Here is a 17,769-nt window from a genome sequence, read left to right as displayed (position 1 = left end):
ACCCTGGAGGTTTCCCATGGCCTACGTGACCACCGAAGACGGCGCAGAGATCTACTTCAAGGACTGGGGCAGCACCGACGCCCAGCCCATCGTGTTCCACCACGGCTGGCCGCTCTCGTCGGACGACTGGGACGCCCAGATGCTGTTCTTCCTCAGCAAGGGCTTCCGCGTCATCGCGACCGACCGTCGCGGCCACGGCCGTTCCTCGCAGATCGGCACCGGGCACGACATGGACCACTACGCCAGCGACGTGAACGCGGTCGTCGAGCACCTCGATCTGCACAACGCGATCCACATCGGGCACTCGACGGGCGGCGGCCAGGTGGCCCGCTACGTGGCGAAGTACGGCGAGCCCCAGGGTCGCGTCGCCAAGGCGGTGCTCGTGTCGTCCGTGCCGCCGCTCATGGTGCAGACCGACGCCAACCCCGAGGGCACGCCGATCTCGGTGTTCGACGGCTTCCGTGAGGCGCTCGCCGCCAACCGTGCCGAGTTCTTCGAGGCCGTCGCATCCGGTCCCTTCTACGGCTTCAACCGTGAGGGCGTCACACCCTCGCAGCCCGTGATCGACAACTGGTGGCGTCAGGGCATGACCGGCAGCGCCCTCGCCCACTACCTGGGCATCAAGGCGTTCTCCGAGACCGATCAGACCGAGGACCTGAAGGCCATCACGGTTCCCGTGTTCGTCATCCAGGGCGACGACGACCAGGTCGTCCCGTACAAGGATGCGGCCCTGAAGCAGCACGAGCTGTTGCAGAACTCGACGCTGAAGATCTACGAGGGCTACCCGCACGGCATGCTGACCACGCACGCCGATGTGATCAACCCCGACATCCTGGCCTTCATCCAGGAGTGACCCGTTGAGACCCGGCCCCGATCCCGCAGCCGGCTGCGGGATCGGGGCCGGGTGTCGTCCGGGTGTGGCAGGCTTGCGAACTGCACCCCTTTCCCTCCCGAAGGATCGTCATGCCCATCGCCGCCGATGACCCCCGTCTGCTTTCGCCGTACATCGCGAAGGCGACCCGCTATGACGACGTGCCGTTCGCGCGTGCCGGCGCCAGCGGGGTGCGTCTGCCCCGTGTCTCACTGGGGCTGTGGCAGAACTTCGGCCGTGGCCGCTCGATCGAGGCGCAGCGCGAGATCCTCCTTCACGCGGTCGACCGCGGCGTCGTGCACGTCGACCTCGCGAACAACTACGGCCCGCCCTACGGCGCTGCCGAGACGACCTTCGGCACCGTGCTCGACAGCGACCTGCGCCGCTACCGCGACGAGCTGTTCCTGACGACGAAGGCCGGCTACGACATGTGGCCGGGGCCGTACGGCGACGGCGGTTCGCGCAAGTACCTGATGCGTTCGCTCGAGCAGAGCCTCACGCGGATGCGCACCGACTACGTCGACGTGTTCTACTCCCACCGCGTCGACCCCGACACGCCGCTCGAAGAGACGATGCAGGCGCTCGTCGACATCGTGCGCAGCGGCAAGGCGTTGTATGTCGGCATTTCCAACTACCCGGCGGAGCTCACGCGGCGCGCGCACGCGCTGCTCGCCGCCGAGGGCGTGCGCCTGCTCGTACATCAGCCCCGTTACTCGCTGTTCGACCGCACCCCCGAGGCGGAGCTGTTCCCCGCCCTGCGGGAGCTGCAGGTCGGCAGCGCCGTCTTCTCGCCGCTGGCGCAGGGGCTGCTGACCGCCAAGTATCTCGACGGCACCGTGCCGGCCGACTCTCGCGCCGCCGACAGCCACTTCCTCAACAGCAGCGCGCTCACCGACGACTACCTGCGCCGCATCCGGGGCATCGACGGCGTCGCGCGGGATGCGGGTCTGTCGATCCCGCAGCTCGCGATCGCGTGGGTGCTGCGCGACGAGGTCGTGACCACCGCGATCATCGGCGCCTCGCGCCCGGGTCAGATCGACGACGCGATCGCCGCGAGCAAGGCCGAGCTCTCGCCCGAGGTCGTCGCCGCTCTCGACGAGTTCGCCGCGCCCGTCGGCGGCTCGGTCAACTGACGCGGGTTCACCCGCGGGCACGCCGCCCGCGGCAGGATGGACGCGGAGGCAGGAATGTCGCGAAACGACCAGAAGAAGCTGGCTCAGCACCGGCGGATCGCCGAGCTGCTCGAGACCGAGCCGCTCTACGTGATCACCCGGGCGCTGCAGAACGTACCGCGCAAGCGCGAGACCACCGAGGGCGGAGCGCGCGCAGCCGTCGAGCGGTGGAACGCGCTCCTGCGCACGCATGACGTCGACGGCCTGCGGCAGGCGCTCCTCGGCGACGACGACGAGAGTCGCGCCATGCGCAACAACTTGGTGTTCGGGGGCATCGTGCCCCGCGACGAGGACGCGGCGTGAGCCGCCTGCTCGTCGGCATCGAGACCGGCGGCACGAAGATCGTCTGCGCGGCGGCGCCGGAGGGGGACCCCCGCCGCATCCTGAGCCGCACCTCGGTCGCGACCGGTGAGCCCGACACGACGCTCGCCGCGGTCGGCGACTTCATCCGGTCACTCGACGACGAGATCGCCGGTGTCGGGATCGCGGCCTTCGGTCCGCTCGACCTCGACCCCGCCTCGCCGGCCTACGGATCCATCACCTCGACGCCGAAGGCGGGGTGGGACGGCGTCGACGTGCTGGGCCGCATTCGCGCGGCGGCCTCGGATGCTCCCGCCCGCATCACGACCGACGTCACGGGCGCCGCGCTCGGCGAGCTGCAGTGGGGCGCCGCGCAGGACTCGAGCGACGTCGCCTATGTCACCGTCGGCACCGGTGTGGGCGCCGGGCTCATCGCCGGGGGCCGAGTGCTGGTGGGCACCGGCTGGCCCGAGATCGCTCACCTTCCCGTCGCACGGCACCCCGACGACACCTTCGCCGGTATCTGCCGCTTCCACGGCGACTGTCTCGAGGGCGTCGCGTCGGGCCCCGCCGTCCGTGCGCGCAACGGCATCGACAGCCAGGAGCTGGATGCGGCCGCGCGCGCGAAGAGCAACGAGATCGCCGCGTTCTACCTCGCCCAGCTCGCCGCCACGCTGTACTTCACGCTGGGCATCGAACTGATCGTGTTCGGTGGCGGCGTGCTCAAGACGCCCGGGTTGATCGAGGCGCTCCAGGAGGCCGCCGCCGTGCGCGTGGGTCCTGCCGGGTCGCGGGGCTCGTCACGGGAGCTCGCGATCGCCCGCACCGAACTCGACGGCGAGGCCGGGCTCTACGGCTCGCTGCTGCTCGCCGAGCAGGCCGCCGCGGGCTGAGCGGCTGGCAGGGGCGTCCCTACGCGGCGCGCTGCGCTCGCCGGTCGAGCGCGACCTGCATCGCCAGGACCGCCAACACGACGGCGGCGCCGGCGGCGGCCAGCAGCACCGGGCCAAGTACGTCTCCCGATGGCGCGGCGGCGCGGCCTGCCGCATCCTGCCAGGGCCAGAGAGCCCGGAGGGAGCCGAGCATGAGTCCGGTCATGATCGCGAGCATCGCCGCGTGGAAGCGGGCGAGCAGCATCCGGAGGATGTTGACGAACAGGCTGAGGCCGACGATCGCGCCGACCGCGAAGGCGAGGATGTAGGGCACGTTGCGCTCGTTCAGGGCGACGAGCGTCGTCTCGTAGAGGCCGAACACGAGCAGCAGGAAGGCGCCGGACAGGCCGGGAAGCACGAGGGCGCAGACGGCGACGGATGCGGCGAGGGCGACGATCACGAGCGGCGGATCCTCGAGGGTGCCCGAGGGCAGGCCCGTGAGGAGGAAGGCGGCGACCGCCGCGCCGAGGGCCACGACGGCGAGGCGCCAGGTCCAGTCGCGTCCCAGCATCCGGATCGGGATGAGCAGGGATGCGGCGATCATGCCGCCGAACACCGCGCGGGTCTCGGTCGGGAACTCCTGCACGAGCGGGGCGAGGAGCTTCGCGCCGAGCACGACCGCGAGCGCCATCCCGAGGAGCACCGGCGCGACGATTCGCCAGCGCACGGCGCGGAAGTGGGATGCGGCGCGGGCCAGGCCCTTGCGACGGAAGACATCAGTGAGCGCGAGCGTGCCGCGCACGACGTGGCTGGCCGCTTCGATGAGCGTGGCGTAGACGCCCACGATGAGGGCGACCGTGCCGCCGCTGACCCCCGGGATCACCTCCACCGCCCCGATCAGGGTGCCGCGGACGAGATCCACGGCGGGTCGGAGGGGTGAACGTCGGTCGGCAAGGGTGTCGGCCATACCTCCCCACGCTACGGGAGGGGCCTGTGAGGGGGCTGCTCGGGCAGGGCTTTCGACGAGACCGCGGCATACCCAGGTGAGCCCTGGTATCCCGGCGGAAGCCTCGACGTCTCCGTTTGAGTTGCGTCGCATGTGCGCAACCGCCACACCTTCCCGCATCCGCGACAGTCATTGACTGGCGCATCTGCGCAGAACTGTAGCCACCGGCCCGGCAGACGCTGACCGCCGGGCCTTCTCTCGTGTGAGGGGCTGACGGTCCCCAACGCTTCTCCACACGCGGCTGCGCCGCGCGCGGGGCCTCGGCGTTGTGGGCCCACTCAAGGGTTCGATTCACTCTGCCGATACATGGAAATAGCGGCCCGGACGAGCCGGACCGCTATTTCCATACGAGGGGCTGACGGGAATCGAACCCGCGCTGTCTGCTTGGGAAGCAGAAGTTCTGCCATTGAACTACAGCCCCGGGGGTACGCGGCCAGCATAGCAAAGGGCATTGCTCGCTAGGCTGGGCGGGTGCTGCTCTCGGATCGCGACATCAAGCAGGAACTGGCCGACGGACGCATCGGGCTGGAGCCCTCCGATCCTCAGATGGTGCAGCCCTCCAGCGTCGACGTGCGCCTCGACAGGTACTTCCGCCTGTTCGACAACCACAAGTACCCCTTCATCGACCCGGCCGAAGACCAGCCCGAGCTCACCCGGCTGATCGAGGTGCGCCCCGACGAGCCGTTCATCCTGCATCCGGGCGAGTTCGCTCTTGGCGCCACCTTCGAGCGCGTCACGCTGCCCGACGACGTCGCCGCCCGCCTCGAGGGCAAGTCGTCGCTCGGCCGCCTCGGCCTGCTGACCCACTCGACGGCCGGCTTCATCGACCCCGGCTTCACCGGTCACGTGACCCTCGAACTGTCGAACGTCGCGACCCTGCCGATCAAGCTGTGGCCCGGCATGAAGATCGGCCAGCTCTGCTTCTTCCGCCTCAGCTCCCCCGCCGAGAACGCCTACGGCTCCGGTCCCTACGGCAACCGCTACCAGGGCCAGCGCGGACCCACCGCATCTCGCTCCTCGCGCAACTTCCACGTCACCGACGTGGGCATCACGGATGCGGGAGCCGCCGGCAGCTGACCCGGTTCAGCCTCGCGCGCGGTCGCGGCCGAGCGTCGCCGCCATGCGCGCGGCCTGACGCAGGGTGAGCTGAGGCAGGTAGCACCGCACGAGCGCGAGACCCGTCGCCGGCAGCGCCGCCGAATCGGCGACGACGAGCCAGACGGGCGAGAAGTCCGGCTGGAACTTGCGCTTGAAGCTGTGCAGCGAACGGAACCCGTAGCCCGGCTCCAGCAGCGAACCCGCGAGATCGAGCATGCGCTGCACGGCATCCGACTCCGCTCCGGCCTCCGCCGTATACGCGAGGGGCGCCCCCGACAGGCTCAGCGTCTCCAGCCCCTCCTCCTTCAGCTGCACGACGACCGCCCCGATCACGAACTCCATCACGCCGTTGAACGCCTCGTGCCGCCGCCGCATCACATCGAGCACATAACCGCGGAGCCCATCGGGCCCATAAAGAGGCAGCCAGCTCGTGATCGCCTCGATGCGGCCGTCTTCGGCGATGGCCAGCATGAGCCGCACATCCGGATCGTCGACCTGGTCGAGCCCGCCGAGCGTGAACTCCATCTCCGGGAGCTCCTTGTCGGCCAGCCACGACTCCGACAGGGTGCGCAGCTGGAGGTGCTGCGCGATGCTGAGATCGGCCCATCGCGTCCACACCGCCGTGACGCCCTCGCGCGCCGCCTTGTTCGTCGCCGTGCGGATGTCCTGCCGCTTCTTGCCCGCCGGGGTCCAGTCCCGCGCGTCGAGCAGCGCCTCCTCGGCGATCCGCAGCCGGTACCAGCCCCGCGACGCGAGCTCGGCGCTGGGCCCGTCGCTCACGCTGTAGAACACCGGCTGCCAGCCGTTGTCGCCGCAGAACGCCGCGAACTGCTCGAACACCCGCACGTCGGCGAACGCCGGGCCGAACGGACCGCCGACGGTGACGGCGACGTTGTGGTGCACCTGATACGCGATCGCGGCGGTGCCGTCGGGCGAGAACCAGTAGGAGTTGCCGGGCCAGGTCGACATGAAGCTGAACGAGTCCCCGCCGCCCGCGCGCAGCAGCTCGCGCGCCCGGATGCGGTCGTTGCGCTCGCCCACGGCCGCCGGAGCGAAGATCAGGCACGCCGTCGCGAGCACCGCCCCGGCCCAGAAGATCGCGGGCGGCAGGTACCAGAAGATGCGGGCCTCGAGGGTCTCCGGCACGAACGAGACCACGTCGGGCGGCAGCAGCGTCGGAGGGATGAAGCGCAGCGGCAGAGCGAGCAGGATGTCGCCCAGATCGATCACCGGGTCATGGCCCTGGCGGGTGAGCACCTGTCCCGCGGTCGCGACGAGCGCGGTGAGCAGTGTCGCGGTTCCCAGTACCACGAGGTAACGCCGCCGCGCCGCGGGGCTCGACGTCACGCGGAGGTGCCGGCGCAGCACCAGCAGCGCGATCGTCGTGCCGAGCGGTGCGACGGCGGCCAGCAGCGCGCCCGAGATCGTCTGCCAGACGTACGTCTCCGCATCCGTCCCCTGATACGCGGCGATGTCGGCGACCGTCTCGGGCTGCAGCGTTATCCACTGCACGAGGATCCAGCCGAACACCGCCGCGTTGAGCACGACCGCGATCCACAGCGCAGCGCGCCGGCCGCGGAGGATGCCCCAGGCCGCGATCAGCGCGATGATCATCGGCAGCAGCGCGATCCAGCCCGCCGCCGGGAACACCTCGGCCGCCGTCGTGTACTCGGAAGGACAGTCGACCGCGGAGCCGAACGCGCACGTCGTGCCGTCGACCACGACGACGGGGTCGATGCTCAGGAATCCGTAAAACGACAGCAGGCCGGTGCCCGATCCGAACCACGTCGCGATGACGGGTCCGATGCCGCCCACCGCCACGAGGGACGCGAGCAGCACGCGGATCTCGTGATGTGAGCTGCGCACGACGAGGGTCCGCGCCCGCCGGCCGCCGAGGAGGAAGCCCACGCCGAGTCCGACCGGCAGCGCCACGAGGATGAAGAGGCTGTCGGCGTCGCCGCGGTAGAGGAAGAGCACGCACACGGCGAGAAGGGATGCGAGGCGCACCCGCCGTCGCCAGAGCGCACCGATGAAGCAGCTGGCCGCCATCGCCGTGCACACGATCGCGGCGAGCGGGGTCAGCGTGAAGAAGAAGACGTCGTTGAGCGGCAGGAACGCGAGGAAGCGCTCCTCCAGCAGCCCGACCGCGATCGACACCGAGGTGACGAGCACCCCGCCGGCGACGTAGGCGATCGCCGCCCGCGCCCGTACCCATGACCCGTTCCGCCTGGCCCACCACGACGACCGCCAGGACCAGCGTCGTGAGCAGCTCGGGCACGGAGCCCGTGACGAACATGGGCGTGATGGCCGACCACCAGCGGAAGTCGTCGAACGAGTCGTTCCACGGCGGAAGCAGCCCGGTGTCCGCATCCGGGGGAGAGGTGATGACGATCTGCGCCACGCTCGTCACCAGCATCACGAGTAGAAGCCCGGTCGTGAACGGATGCCGGCGCAGCCACGCCGCCACCATCGCAGCGATGCCCCGCATCCTGCCCAGTGGCGACTCCGAAGTGGATGCGGGTGGAGCTGTCGACATGTCGTCATTGTCGCAGGAGGACCTTTCGGCCTCCTTCGCGCCACGGCGCCGGCCGGAGCCCTAACCTGGATCGAGAATGCGACCACGGGGGCCGGGAGACACCACGATGACTGTGCAGGAAGTGATCTCGGAGTACGAGGTGCTGGGCAACCCTCCCGATGCGCTGCGCTCGGTCGTGGAACTCGCCGCCTTCGTCGCCGAGGTCCCGATGGCGACGATCAACATCATCACCGACGACGCGCAGCATCAGCTCGCGGCCGTCGGGTTCGACGCGGCCATCTGCCGCCGCGAGGACTCGATGTGCGCCCTCAACCTGCACCTCGGCCAGCCCGTCGCCGTCGCCGACGCCAGCCAGGATCCGCGCTACCGAACCAACCCGTTCGTCACGGGCGACCTCGGCAACGTCCGCTTCTATGCGAACCATCCGCTCGTGCTCGCGGGGGAGACCATCGGCACGCTGTGTGTGTTCGACACCGTGCCGCGAGAGATCGACGAGCACCGCACGGCGCTGCTGGCCGTGCTCGCCGCGCGGATCGTCGACATCCTCGAGCTGGAGCGCCGCACCCGCTACCTCCACACCGTGCTGCAGCGGGCGGAGGACCTGCGCGACGAGCTGCGTCGCTCGAACGATCACCTGTCCGCCTTCGCAGGCCAGATCAGCCACGACCTCGCCGGGCCCCTCACGTCCGTCACGATGTCCTTGCACCTGCTGCAGGAGCAGTTCGAGGAGGAGCTGAAGGTTCCCCCGTCCGTGGAGAAGTGGGTCGCGACCGGCATCCGCGGCACGTCCCGCATGCAGGAGATGATCCGCGACATCCTCGCCTTCGCGCGTCTCGGCGGCGTGCTGAACCTCGCCCCCACCGACCTCGGCGCGCTCGCGCGCGACGTGCGCGCCGACCTGGGCGTCGCCGACGACGACCCGCGCGTCACGATCGGCGAACTCCCCCTCGTGGCGGGCGATGCCACCCAGTTGCGCGCGATGCTGCAGAACCTCGTCTCCAACGCGCTGAAGTTCGGCGGGAAGGATCCTCGGGTCGACCTGCGCGCACAGCGCACGCCGGAGGGATGGCGCATCGAGGTCGGCGATCGCGGACCCGGCATCGACCCCGACGACGTCGAGCGCGTCTTCGACCCGCTCGTGCGGGCGAACACAGAGGTCGAGGGCACCGGCATCGGGCTGTCCACCTGCCGTCGCATCGTGCAGGCGCACGGCGGTTCGATCGGCATCCAGCCGCGCGAGGGCGGCGGCACCACCGCGTGGTTCGAGCTGCCCGCATCCGGCGGCTGACGCGGCCATTACCCCGCGGCGCTGCGCCGCACAAGAGGCGACGGGGCCTCTCGCGCGACCTGACTACGGTGAGGTGGTGAGCACCGCACCCGAATCGGCCAACCCGCCCGCATCCGCGCCCACTCGAGGAATCGCCCGGTGGGTCTTCTGGCCCGCCGCATCCGTCGTCCTGGTCGCCGCCGCCTTCGCGATCATCTTCCCGAACGCGGCGGAGGTGTTCTTCGGCACCATCCAGACCGGCATCGTCAACACCTTCAACTGGTACTACGTGCTGATCGCGGCATTCTTCGTCGCGTTCGCGCTGTTCATGGGCTTCAGCCGCTTCGGCGACATCAAGCTGGGCAAGGACACCGACGAGCCCGAGTTCTCGCTCGGCGCCTGGTTCTCGCTGCTGTTCGCGGCCGGGATGGGCATCGGCCTCGTGTTCTACGGGGTGAGCGAGCCGCTCAGCCACTACGTCGATCCCCGCCCCGGTGTCACCGGAACACCTGAGCAGCTCGCGCAGGGCGCGCTCACCCAGACCTACCTGCACTGGGGTGTGCAGGCCTGGGCGATCTACGTCGTCGTCGGACTCGCCCTCGCGTACGCGATCCACCGCCGCGGGCGCCCCATCTCCATCCGCTGGGCGCTGGAGCCTCTGCTCGGGCGCCGCGTGCGCGGCGGGTGGGGAAACGCCATCGACGCGATCGCGCTGTGCGGCACGATCTTCGGAGTCGCGACGTCGCTCGGTCTCGGAGTGCTGCAGATCGGTTCCGGCCTGCAGGCGGCGGGCCTGCCCGAGCCCGACACCCTCATGAACGTGCTGATCATCGCCGTCATCACCGTCTTCGTGCTCTTCTCGGTGCTCTCCGGCGTCGCCAAGGGCATGAAGTGGCTCTCGAGCGCGAACCTCATCCTCGCCGCGGTTCTGCTCGTGTTCGTCCTCGTGTTCGGGCAGACGGAGTACCTCCTGCGCGAGTGGGTGCAGTCGATCGGCGCCTACCTGCAGAACTACATCGGACTCAGCTTCACGGTGAGCGCGTTCCAGGGAACCGCGGGCGAGGAATGGCAGGCGGCGTGGACCTCGTTCTATTGGGGCTGGTGGATCGCGTGGGCTCCGTTCGTGGGTGTCTTCATCGCGCGTGTCAGCCGCGGCCGCACGGTGCGTCAGTTCGTGATGGGCGTGCTGCTGGTGCCCACCCTCGTCGGCATCCTGTGGTTCGCCGTGCTCGGCGGGTCGGGCCTGTACCAGGAGCTGCACAACCCGGGCTCGATGCTCACCGACGGCGAGGTCGATCTGCAGGGCGCCTTGTTCCGCCTGTTCGAGTTCCTGCCCGGCACTCCGGTGCTGACGATCGGTGCGATCGTGCTGATCGCCATCTTCTTCGTCACCTCTGCGGACTCGGGAGCCCTCGTCATGGCGATGCTCGCGACCGGCGGCAACCCCGAGCCGAAGCGCTGGGTGCGCGTGTTCTTCACCCTCGCCACCGCGGTGCTCGCCATCGCGCTGCTGATCGCCGGCGGTCTCACGGCGCTCCAGTCCGCCGCCATCCTCATCGCGCTGCCGTTCAGCGTCGTGATGCTCCTGATGTGCTGGGCGACGATCGTCGCCTTCCAGCGCGAGAGACGGGTGTACGACCGGGCGCAGCGCGCGCAGCTGCTCGAGCAGATCGGCGACCATTACGGCCTCGAGGTCGAGCAGGAGAACGAGGGCGGGCTGCGCATGCCCGCCTGGATGCGGCGCCCCCGCACTAACGTGAAGGAGTGACACAGCTCTCGTACCGCTTCGCCCGTCTCTCGGACGTCCCCGCCGAGACCCTGTATCGGCTGATGTGGCTGCGCGTCGCGGTGTTCGTGGTGGAGCAGGCCGCTGCGTACCCCGAGCTCGACGGACGCGACCTCGAGCCGGATGCGGAACTGTTCTGGGCCGAGCAGGAGGGTGAGATCGTTGCGACCCTCCGCCTGCTGCACGACGAGGACACGGGTCGCGCACGCATCGGTCGCGTGGCGACGGCCGAGGCCGCGCGCGGGCGGGGCGTCGCTGCCGAGCTCATGACGCGTGCCGTGCTGCGCGCGGGGGAGCGCTGGCCCGGCGCGGCGATCGTGCTCGACGCGCAGGAGCACCTCGCGCCCTGGTACGCGCGCTTCGGGTTCGCCGTCGACGGCGAGCGCTTCCACGAGGACGGCATCCCCCACGTGCCGATGCGGCGGATCGCCGACTGAGCGGGAATGCGCTGCATCCGTCGGCGTTGTGCTTCAGCATGACACGCGTCGGAATCATCGGAGCAGGACACATCGGATCGGCCCTCGCGAAGGGCCTCGTCGACCGGGGATACGAGGTGGCGATCGCCAACTCGCGCGGGCCGGAGACGCTCGCAGACCTCGTCGCGGAACTCGGTCCGAAGGCGCACGCCGCCACGGCAGCGGATGCGGCCGCCTTCGGTGAGTGGGCCGTGGTCACGGTGCCGCTGAAGGCCATCGATCAGCTGCCGGTCGCGGAGCTCGCCGGCAAGATCGTCGTCGACACGAACAACTACTACTGGGAGCGGGACGGCCGCATCCAGGCGCTCGAGGACAAGCAGACCACGACGAGCGAGATGCTGCAGGAGCGGCTGCCCGAATCCACCGTCGTGAAGGGCTTCAACCACATCATGGCCGCCCAGATCAACACCGACGGCACCCGCGCGGGCACCGAGAACCGCCGGGCGCTGGCGACCGCGGCCGACACGGACGAGGGCCTCGCCTTCATCGCGGCCCTCTACGACGAGTTCGGCTACGACACCGTTACGGTAGGGCCCCTCGCCGAGAGCTGGCGCGTCGAGCGCGACCAGCCCGCCTACGTCGTGCGTCAGAACGCCGACGAGCTGCGCGCCAACCTCGCCCGCGCCACCCGCTGACCTGCATCCCGCCCTCCCACTCACCGCGAGACTGCATCTTTCGCACGAGATCACTGGATTTACCCGTGATCTCGTGACGGAGATGCAGTCTCGCGGTCTCTGGGGTGGGGGTACGAGGGGGGTTACGAAGATGAGTCGGCGGAGCGGCGGGATGCGGCGCGCACCGGGATGAGCATCGCGAGGCCGATGGCCAGCACCAGCACGATGCCGAGGATCCCCCAGAACTGCTCGCCGCCGATGACCACGAACAGTCCGAACGCGCTGGGCGCCAGGAACACCGCCGCGCGACCGGTCGTGGCGTAGAGGCCGAAGACCTCGCCCTCGCGCCCGGGCGGGATGAGTCGGGCGAGGAAGGTGCGGGATGCGGACTGCGCCGGCCCGACGAACAGACACAGGATCAGGCCGAACACCCAGAACATGCCCGCGCCGCCGGTGTGGAAGATGAAGATGCACGAGCCGCTCACGATGAGTCCGATCAGCGCCACGACGATCAGCGGCTTCGGGCCGAAGCGGTCGTCGAGGGGTCCCGACAGGATGGTCGCGAGACCGGCGACCACGTTCGCCGCGATGGCGAAGATGATGACCTCGCCCGGGCTGAAGCCGAAGGTGCCCGCCGCCAGCACGCCGCCGTACGTGAAGACGCCCGTCAGCCCATCGCGGAACACGGCGCTGGAGAACAGGAAGTACACCGTGTGGCGGCTCTCCCGCCACAGCTTGGCGATGTTGCGGAACAGCAGCGCGTACGACGCGAAGAACCCGACCCGCTCTGTCTCGATCGGACGCAGGAGGGTGTTCTCGGGCACGGCGATCAGCACGGGGATCGCGGACAGCCCGAACCACACCGCGGCGACGATCATCGATACGCGCACGGCCCAGCCGTCCGCGCTCGTCACGCCGAACAGCCCGACCTCAGGGTTGATGAAGCCGAAGTAGACGATGAGCAGCAGCACGATGCCGCCGAGGTAGCCCATGCCCCAGCCGAAACCGGACACCTTGCCGACGGTGGTCGGCGTCGAGACCTGGGCGAGCATCGCGTTGTAGTTGACGGATGCGAGCTCGAAGAACACCGTGCCGATCGCGAGCAGCACCAGACCCAGCCAGAGATACGCCGGGTCGGGCGCGACGAGCGACATGAGAGCGAGCATCAGCACGACCACGGCCGTGTTGATGGCGAGCCAGCGCTTGCGGTGCGCCGACACGTCGGAGCGCTGACCGGTCACCGGAGCCGTGAGGAGCACGACGATCCCGGCCGCGGCGAGGGCGAACGACATGGCCGCCGAGGTCTCGGCCGTGCTTCCGAACGAGCTGCTGGTGAGGTACACCGTGAACACGAAGGTCGTGGCGACCGCGTTGAACGCCGCCGATCCCCAGTCCCACAGTCCCCAGGCGATCACAGGTCCGCGGCGGGTTCGTTCGGGGGCGGGAGTGGCGGCGACGATCGCCGCCGCGACTTCCGCGGCGGCCGGGACAGGCTTGTCGGACATGTCGGGCACGGTAGGACCTCTCGGTGAACAGCCGGTGCCGCGGATGCGCCGGCCCGCGTCGTCGCGGTGCGCTCAGCGTAACCGCTGCCGTCCGCATCCCTGAGGAACAAAGTTGAGCGCATTCATATCAAGTTCACTTGACGCTCAGGTTCGATGTGTCTATCCTTGAGTCATCGCGGCTCAACCTGAGTCGGCGAGCAGATTTCACACACATCGGGCCGTCGCATCTCGCGAGGGTCCTTGCAAAGGGAGAGGGAAACACATGCCCCGTGCAGTAGGTATCGACCTCGGTACGACGAACTCCGTCGTCAGCGTCCTCGAGGGCGGCGAGCCGAAGGTCATCGCGAACGCCGAAGGCTTCCGCACCACCCCGTCCGTCGTCGCTTTCACCAAGGACGGCGAGGTTCTGGTGGGTGAGACCGCCAAGCGTCAGGCCGTCACGAACGTCGACCGTACGCTCACCTCGGTCAAGCGCCACATGGGCACCGACTGGAAGACGCAGGCGATCGACGGCAAGCAGTACACGCCGCAGGAGATCTCGGCCCGCATCCTCCAGAAGCTCAAGCGCGACGCCGAGCAGTACCTCGGTGACAGCGTCACGGATGCGGTCATCACCGTTCCGGCGTACTTCAACGACGCCGAGCGCCAGGCGACGAAGGAAGCCGGCGAGATCGCGGGTCTGAACGTCCTGCGCATCATCAACGAGCCCACCGCTGCAGCTCTGGCCTACGGCCTCGACCGCGGCAAGGAGGACGAGCTCATCCTCGTCTTCGACCTCGGTGGCGGAACCTTCGACGTGTCCCTCCTCGAGGTGGGCAAGGACGACGACTTCTCGACCATCCAGGTGCGCTCCACCGCCGGTGACAACCGACTCGGTGGTGACGACTGGGACCAGCGCGTCGTGGACTACCTCATCAAGCAGTTCAAGGACACGACGGGTGTCGACGTCTCCGGCGACAAGATCGCGCTGCAGCGCCTCAAGGAGGCCGCGGAGCAGGCGAAGAAGGAGCTGTCGAGCTCGACCTCGACCTCCATCAACCTCCCCTACCTCTCGCTGACCGACTCGGGCCCCGTGTCGCTGAGCGAGACGCTCTCGCGCGCCAAGTTCGAGGACCTCACCAAGGACCTCCTCGACCGTACGAAGAAGCCCTTCGACGACGTCATCCGCGAGGCCGGCATCAAGGTCGACGACATCGACCACGTCGTGCTGGTCGGTGGTTCGACCCGCATGCCGCAGGTGACCGAGCTCGTCAAGAAGCTCACCGGTGGCAAGGAGCCCAACAAGGGTGTCAACCCGGACGAGGTCGTCGCCGTCGGCGCCGCCCTGCAGGCCGGTGTGCTCAAGGGTGAGCGCAAGGATGTGCTGCTCATCGACGTGACCCCCCTGAGCCTCGGCATCGAGACCAAGGGCGGCATCATGACCAAGCTCATCGAGCGCAACACGGCCATCCCGACCAAGCGCAGCGAGACCTTCACGACCGCCGACGACAACCAGCCGTCGGTCGCGATCCAGGTCTTCCAGGGGCGAGCGCGAGTTCACCCGCGACAACAAGCCGCTCGGCACGTTCGAGCTGACCGGTATCGCTCCCGCTCCTCGCGGCATCCCGCAGGTCGAGGTCACCTTCGACATCGACGCGAACGGCATCGTCCACGTCTCGGCGAAGGACAAGGGCACCGGCAAGGAGCAGTCGATGACCATCACGGGCGGCTCGTCGCTGCCCAAGGAGGACATCGAGCGGATGGTGCGTGAGGCCGAGGAGCACGCCGCAGAGGACAAGAAGCGGCGCGAGTCGGCTGAGACCCGCAACCAGGCCGAGACCCTCTCGTACTCCGTCGACAAGCTGATCTCCGAGAACGCCGACAAGCTGCCCGCCGAGGTCAAGGACTCCGTGCAGGCCGACGTCGACGCGCTGAAGGCGGCGCTCGCCGGTGAGGACGACGACGCGGTCAAGACCGCGTTCGACAAGCTCAACCAGAGCCAGAGCCAGCTGGGCGAGGCCCTGTACCAGGCCGCACAGGCTGAGGGTCAGCCCGCCGACCCGTCCGCCACCGATCCGGGCAGCGGCACCACGCCGAACCCCGAGGAGGACGTCATCGACGCCGAGGTCGTCGATGACGAGGACGAGAAGAAGTAAGAGATACGACCATGACGGACAAGAACTTCGAACAGCCGGACGACGGCGACGAGGTTCGGCCCGGCGAGGAGGGGTCGGAGGCGCACGCCTCCGACCCCGCTTCGCAGGAGCCGGAGCTGACGGTCGACGACATCCTGGGTGCCGAGCAGAACGCGGATGCGGCTGCGGAGGACCCCGATCTGCTGGGAGATCTCAAGCGCCTGCAGGCGGAGTACGCCAACTACCGGCGTCGCACCGAGGAGCAGCGGGAGGTGGAAATCGAGCGCGCGAAGGGCTCGGTCGCCAAGAACCTGCTGCCCGTGCTCGACGATCTCGATCGTGCTGCCAAGCACGGCGATCTCGCCGAGGGCACCCCGTTCGCGGCGATCGCCGAGAAGCTGCGCGGCGTCGCCGAGCGCATGGGCCTGGTCACCTACGGTGCGGCCGGCGAGGCGTTCGACCCGCAGCAGCACGAGGCGATCTTCCAGCAGCCGACACCCGGTCAGACCGAGGCGACGATCCTCGAGGTGGTCGAGGTCGGTTACCGACTCGGCTCCGTCGAGCTGCGCCCCGCGAAGGTCGTGGTCGCCGTGCCGGCGGACTAGGAGGAGAACGTGGCCAGTCAAGACTGGTTCGACAAGGACTTCTACGCGGTGCTCGGCGTCGCGAAGGACGTCTCCGATGCCGATCTGAAGAAGACGTACCGCAAGCTCGCCCGCCAGTACCATCCGGATTCGAACCCCGGGGATGCGGCGGCCGAGGCGCGCTTCAAGGAGATCAGTGAGGCGTACTCCGTGCTCAGCGACAAGGAGCAGCGTGAGGAGTACGACCAGATGCGCGCCATGGGCTCCGGCGCCCGCTTCACCGCGGGCGGCGCGGGCGCGGGCGGCTTCGAGGACGTGTTCTCGCGCTTCGGCCAGGGCCGCGGTGGCAGCCAGTTCGACGCGGGTGGCTTCGAGGACTTCTTCACGATGTTCGACCGGGGCGGATCGAGTTCGTTCGGATCGGGCCGCTTCGGTCAGACCTCGGGCGGCTACCGCGGCTTCGGTGGACCCACCAAGGGTGCCGACGTCACGGCACGCACGACGCTCGATTTCGCGACGGCCGTGGGCGGCGAGACCATCACGCTCCAGGGCGAGGACGGCAAGCCGTTCAAGGTGAAGATCCCCGCCGGTGTCGCCGACGGACAGAAGATCCGACTCCGCGGCCGCGGGCGTCCCTCGCCCGACGGCGGCGAGGCCGGCGACATCGTCGTGCAGGTCTCGGTGCGTCCGCATCCGGTCTTCGCGCGCGACGGGCTCAACCTGCGCCTGACCGTCCCGATCACGTTCACCGAGGCCGTGCTCGGCGCGACGATCGAGGTCCCCACCCTGGGTGGCGACCCGGTGCGCCTGCGCGTCGCTCCCGGCACGCCGTCGGGCCGGGTCCTTCGGGTCAAGGGGCGCGGCGTCCACACGCAGAAGGGCACGGGCGATCTGCTCGCCGAGGTGCAGGTGGCGGTTCCCGCCCACCTCGACGATGCGGCCAAGGAGGCGCTCGAACGCTTCCAGGAGCTCGAGCCCAAGGAGAACCCGCGCGCCGAGCTGATGGCCAAGGCGCGCAACTGACGAATGATCCGCAGGTGCCGCATCCGAAGACGGATGCGGCACCTGCGGACGACGAGACGATCGGGGCAAGGAGGTGAGCGGGATGGACGAGAACGAGATCGACGACGAGGCGCCGGTGTTCGCAATCGCGACGGCCGCGGAACTCGCCGGCATGCACCCGCAGACCCTGCGGCAGTACGACCGGCTGGGACTGGTCGTGCCCGGACGCACGAAGGGCGGCTCGCGCCGGTACTCGGTGCGTCACATCGAACAGCTGCGCGAGGTGTCGCGCCTGTCGGCGGACGGCATGAGCCTGCCCGCCATCGCCCGCATCATCGAGCTCGAGAACCGCGTACGGGAGCTTCACGGCCGCGTGCGCGACCTCGAGAACGCGATGCGCGCTGAGCTCGATCGTCGGCCCGGAGCGCGCGTGTTCGCCGCCGGGCCCTCGGGCTCCGTGGTCCCACTGCGCTCAGGCACGCGCGTGCGTCGCTCCACCGAGATCGTGGTCTGGAGACCCCGGCGCGAGCTCCCTCCCGCGGACTGAGTCCGCCTCGAGGGCACGC

General features: G+C 69.3%; 16 protein-coding genes, 1 tRNA gene and 1 pseudogene. 14 read left to right on the top strand and 4 right to left on the bottom strand.

Translation table 11 applies throughout. From position 1 onward, the window contains the following. Positions 1-16: 16 nt before the first annotated feature. The 4 genes from QE377_RS06815 to QE377_RS06800 all read left to right on the top strand — a co-directional run bounded on the left by QE377_RS06815 (position 17) and on the right by QE377_RS06800 (position 3,236). On the top strand, positions 17-853 hold the full coding sequence (locus QE377_RS06815; protein ID WP_234074004.1) for an alpha/beta fold hydrolase: 837 nt from the start codon (positions 17-19) through the stop codon (positions 851-853). Between the two features lie 110 nt (positions 854-963). Continuing rightward, complete coding sequence (locus tag QE377_RS06810; protein WP_307321000.1) at positions 964-2,004, top strand: aldo/keto reductase; 1,041 nt, start codon at positions 964-966, stop codon at positions 2,002-2,004. Positions 2,005-2,058: 54 nt separating this feature from the next. Next, positions 2,059-2,346 carry a hypothetical protein gene (locus QE377_RS06805; protein ID WP_307320998.1) on the top strand — a complete coding sequence of 96 codons (288 nt, stop codon included), beginning with the start codon at positions 2,059-2,061 and terminating at the stop codon, positions 2,344-2,346. Beyond that, positions 2,343-3,236, top strand: coding sequence for an ROK family protein (locus QE377_RS06800; protein WP_307320995.1), 894 nt, complete (start codon positions 2,343-2,345; stop codon positions 3,234-3,236). Before QE377_RS06805 ends, QE377_RS06800 begins: the two co-directional genes overlap by 4 nt. A 19-nt stretch (positions 3,237-3,255) precedes the next feature. Here QE377_RS06800 and QE377_RS06795 read toward each other — a convergent pair whose 3' ends face one another. Together QE377_RS06795 and QE377_RS06790 are read right to left on the bottom strand one after the other, a co-directional pair. Further along, positions 3,256-4,182, bottom strand: coding sequence for a DUF368 domain-containing protein (locus QE377_RS06795; protein ID WP_307320992.1), 927 nt, complete (start codon positions 4,180-4,182; stop codon positions 3,256-3,258). 389 nt (positions 4,183-4,571) lie between these two features. Continuing rightward, positions 4,572-4,642: transfer RNA gene (locus QE377_RS06790), tRNA-Gly, on the bottom strand. Between the two features lie 50 nt (positions 4,643-4,692). On the opposite strand from QE377_RS06790, the gene dcd reads away from it, so the two are divergent. Beyond that, positions 4,693-5,298, top strand: coding sequence for a dCTP deaminase (gene dcd / locus QE377_RS06785; protein ID WP_137418612.1), 606 nt, complete (start codon positions 4,693-4,695; stop codon positions 5,296-5,298). Positions 5,299-5,304: 6 nt separating this feature from the next. Here the strand turns inward: dcd and QE377_RS06780 are convergent, their stop codons facing one another. Further along, positions 5,305-7,491, bottom strand: coding sequence for a bifunctional lysylphosphatidylglycerol flippase/synthetase MprF (locus QE377_RS06780; protein ID WP_307320988.1), 2,187 nt, complete (start codon positions 7,489-7,491; stop codon positions 5,305-5,307). Between the two features lie 41 nt (positions 7,492-7,532). Between QE377_RS06780 and QE377_RS06775 the strand changes: the two genes are divergently transcribed. The 5 genes from QE377_RS06775 (at position 7,533) to QE377_RS06755 (ending at position 12,019) form a co-directional block, all read left to right on the top strand. Further along, positions 7,533-7,919: a hypothetical protein gene (locus tag QE377_RS06775; protein WP_307320986.1), complete on the top strand. Its 387-nt coding sequence runs from the start codon at positions 7,533-7,535 to the stop codon at positions 7,917-7,919. A gap of 42 nt (positions 7,920-7,961) precedes the next feature. Continuing rightward, positions 7,962-9,143 (top strand): ATP-binding protein, encoded by a 1,182-nt coding sequence (locus tag QE377_RS06770; RefSeq protein WP_307320984.1) that lies wholly within the window; start codon positions 7,962-7,964, stop codon positions 9,141-9,143. Positions 9,144-9,216: 73 nt separating this feature from the next. Then, a complete protein-coding gene (locus QE377_RS06765) occupies positions 9,217-10,890 on the top strand; it encodes a BCCT family transporter (protein WP_307320980.1) in 1,674 nt (557 codons plus the stop codon). After that, positions 10,887-11,345: a GNAT family N-acetyltransferase gene (locus QE377_RS06760; RefSeq protein ID WP_307320977.1), complete on the top strand. Its 459-nt coding sequence runs from the start codon at positions 10,887-10,889 to the stop codon at positions 11,343-11,345. Before QE377_RS06765 ends, QE377_RS06760 begins: the two co-directional genes overlap by 4 nt. 38 nt (positions 11,346-11,383) lie before the next feature. After that, positions 11,384-12,019 (top strand): NADPH-dependent F420 reductase, encoded by a 636-nt coding sequence (locus QE377_RS06755; protein WP_307320975.1) that lies wholly within the window; start codon positions 11,384-11,386, stop codon positions 12,017-12,019. A 122-nt stretch (positions 12,020-12,141) separates the two neighbouring features. Here QE377_RS06755 and QE377_RS06750 read toward each other — a convergent pair whose 3' ends face one another. After that, positions 12,142-13,503 carry an MFS transporter gene (locus QE377_RS06750; RefSeq protein ID WP_307320971.1) on the bottom strand — a complete coding sequence of 454 codons (1,362 nt, stop codon included), beginning with the start codon at positions 13,501-13,503 and terminating at the stop codon, positions 12,142-12,144. A gap of 262 nt (positions 13,504-13,765) precedes the next feature. Between QE377_RS06750 and dnaK the strand changes: the two are divergent. From dnaK to QE377_RS06730, 4 genes and pseudogenes are all read left to right on the top strand, one after another. Continuing rightward, positions 13,766-15,638: pseudogene (dnaK, locus tag QE377_RS06745) on the top strand (molecular chaperone DnaK). Between the two features lie 11 nt (positions 15,639-15,649). Continuing rightward, the gene (locus QE377_RS06740; RefSeq protein WP_137418619.1) at positions 15,650-16,222 is read left to right on the top strand and encodes a nucleotide exchange factor GrpE; all 573 of its coding nucleotides are present in this window, start codon (positions 15,650-15,652) and stop codon (positions 16,220-16,222) included. A gap of 9 nt (positions 16,223-16,231) precedes the next feature. Beyond that, positions 16,232-17,224, top strand: a complete 993-nt coding sequence (locus tag QE377_RS06735; protein WP_307320966.1) for a DnaJ C-terminal domain-containing protein — start codon at positions 16,232-16,234, stop codon at positions 17,222-17,224. Positions 17,225-17,306: 82 nt separating this feature from the next. Further along, positions 17,307-17,750, top strand: coding sequence for a heat shock protein transcriptional repressor HspR (locus QE377_RS06730; protein ID WP_307320963.1), 444 nt, complete (start codon positions 17,307-17,309; stop codon positions 17,748-17,750). The last annotated feature ends 19 nt before the right edge of the window (positions 17,751-17,769 follow it).

The organism is Microbacterium sp. SORGH_AS_0862 (assembly GCF_030818795.1).
Lineage (GTDB): Bacteria > Actinomycetota > Actinomycetes > Actinomycetales > Microbacteriaceae > Microbacterium.
Note: the sequence above shows the minus strand (reverse complement) of the source record. Positions and strands in the feature narration are given on the sequence as shown.

What these genes read in the sequence shown, in the direction of transcription:
- QE377_RS06815 (WP_234074004.1), top strand. Translation starts at nt 17, where the DNA reads ATGGCCTACGTGACCACCGAAGACGGCGCAGAGATCTACTTCAAGGAC.
- QE377_RS06810 (WP_307321000.1), top strand. Translation starts at nt 964, where the DNA reads ATGCCCATCGCCGCCGATGACCCCCGTCTGCTTTCGCCGTACATCGCG.
- QE377_RS06805 (WP_307320998.1), top strand. Translation starts at nt 2,059, where the DNA reads ATGTCGCGAAACGACCAGAAGAAGCTGGCTCAGCACCGGCGGATCGCC.
- QE377_RS06795 (WP_307320992.1), bottom strand. Translation starts at nt 4,182, where the DNA reads ATGGCCGACACCCTTGCCGACCGACGTTCACCCCTCCGACCCGCCGTG.
- QE377_RS06775 (WP_307320986.1), top strand. Translation starts at nt 7,533, where the DNA reads ATGACCCGTTCCGCCTGGCCCACCACGACGACCGCCAGGACCAGCGTC.
- QE377_RS06770 (WP_307320984.1), top strand. Translation starts at nt 7,962, where the DNA reads ATGACTGTGCAGGAAGTGATCTCGGAGTACGAGGTGCTGGGCAACCCT.
- QE377_RS06755 (WP_307320975.1), top strand. Translation starts at nt 11,384, where the DNA reads ATGACACGCGTCGGAATCATCGGAGCAGGACACATCGGATCGGCCCTC.
- QE377_RS06750 (WP_307320971.1), bottom strand. Translation starts at nt 13,503, where the DNA reads ATGTCCGACAAGCCTGTCCCGGCCGCCGCGGAAGTCGCGGCGGCGATC.
- QE377_RS06740 (WP_137418619.1), top strand. Translation starts at nt 15,650, where the DNA reads ATGACGGACAAGAACTTCGAACAGCCGGACGACGGCGACGAGGTTCGG.
- QE377_RS06730 (WP_307320963.1), top strand. Translation starts at nt 17,307, where the DNA reads ATGGACGAGAACGAGATCGACGACGAGGCGCCGGTGTTCGCAATCGCG.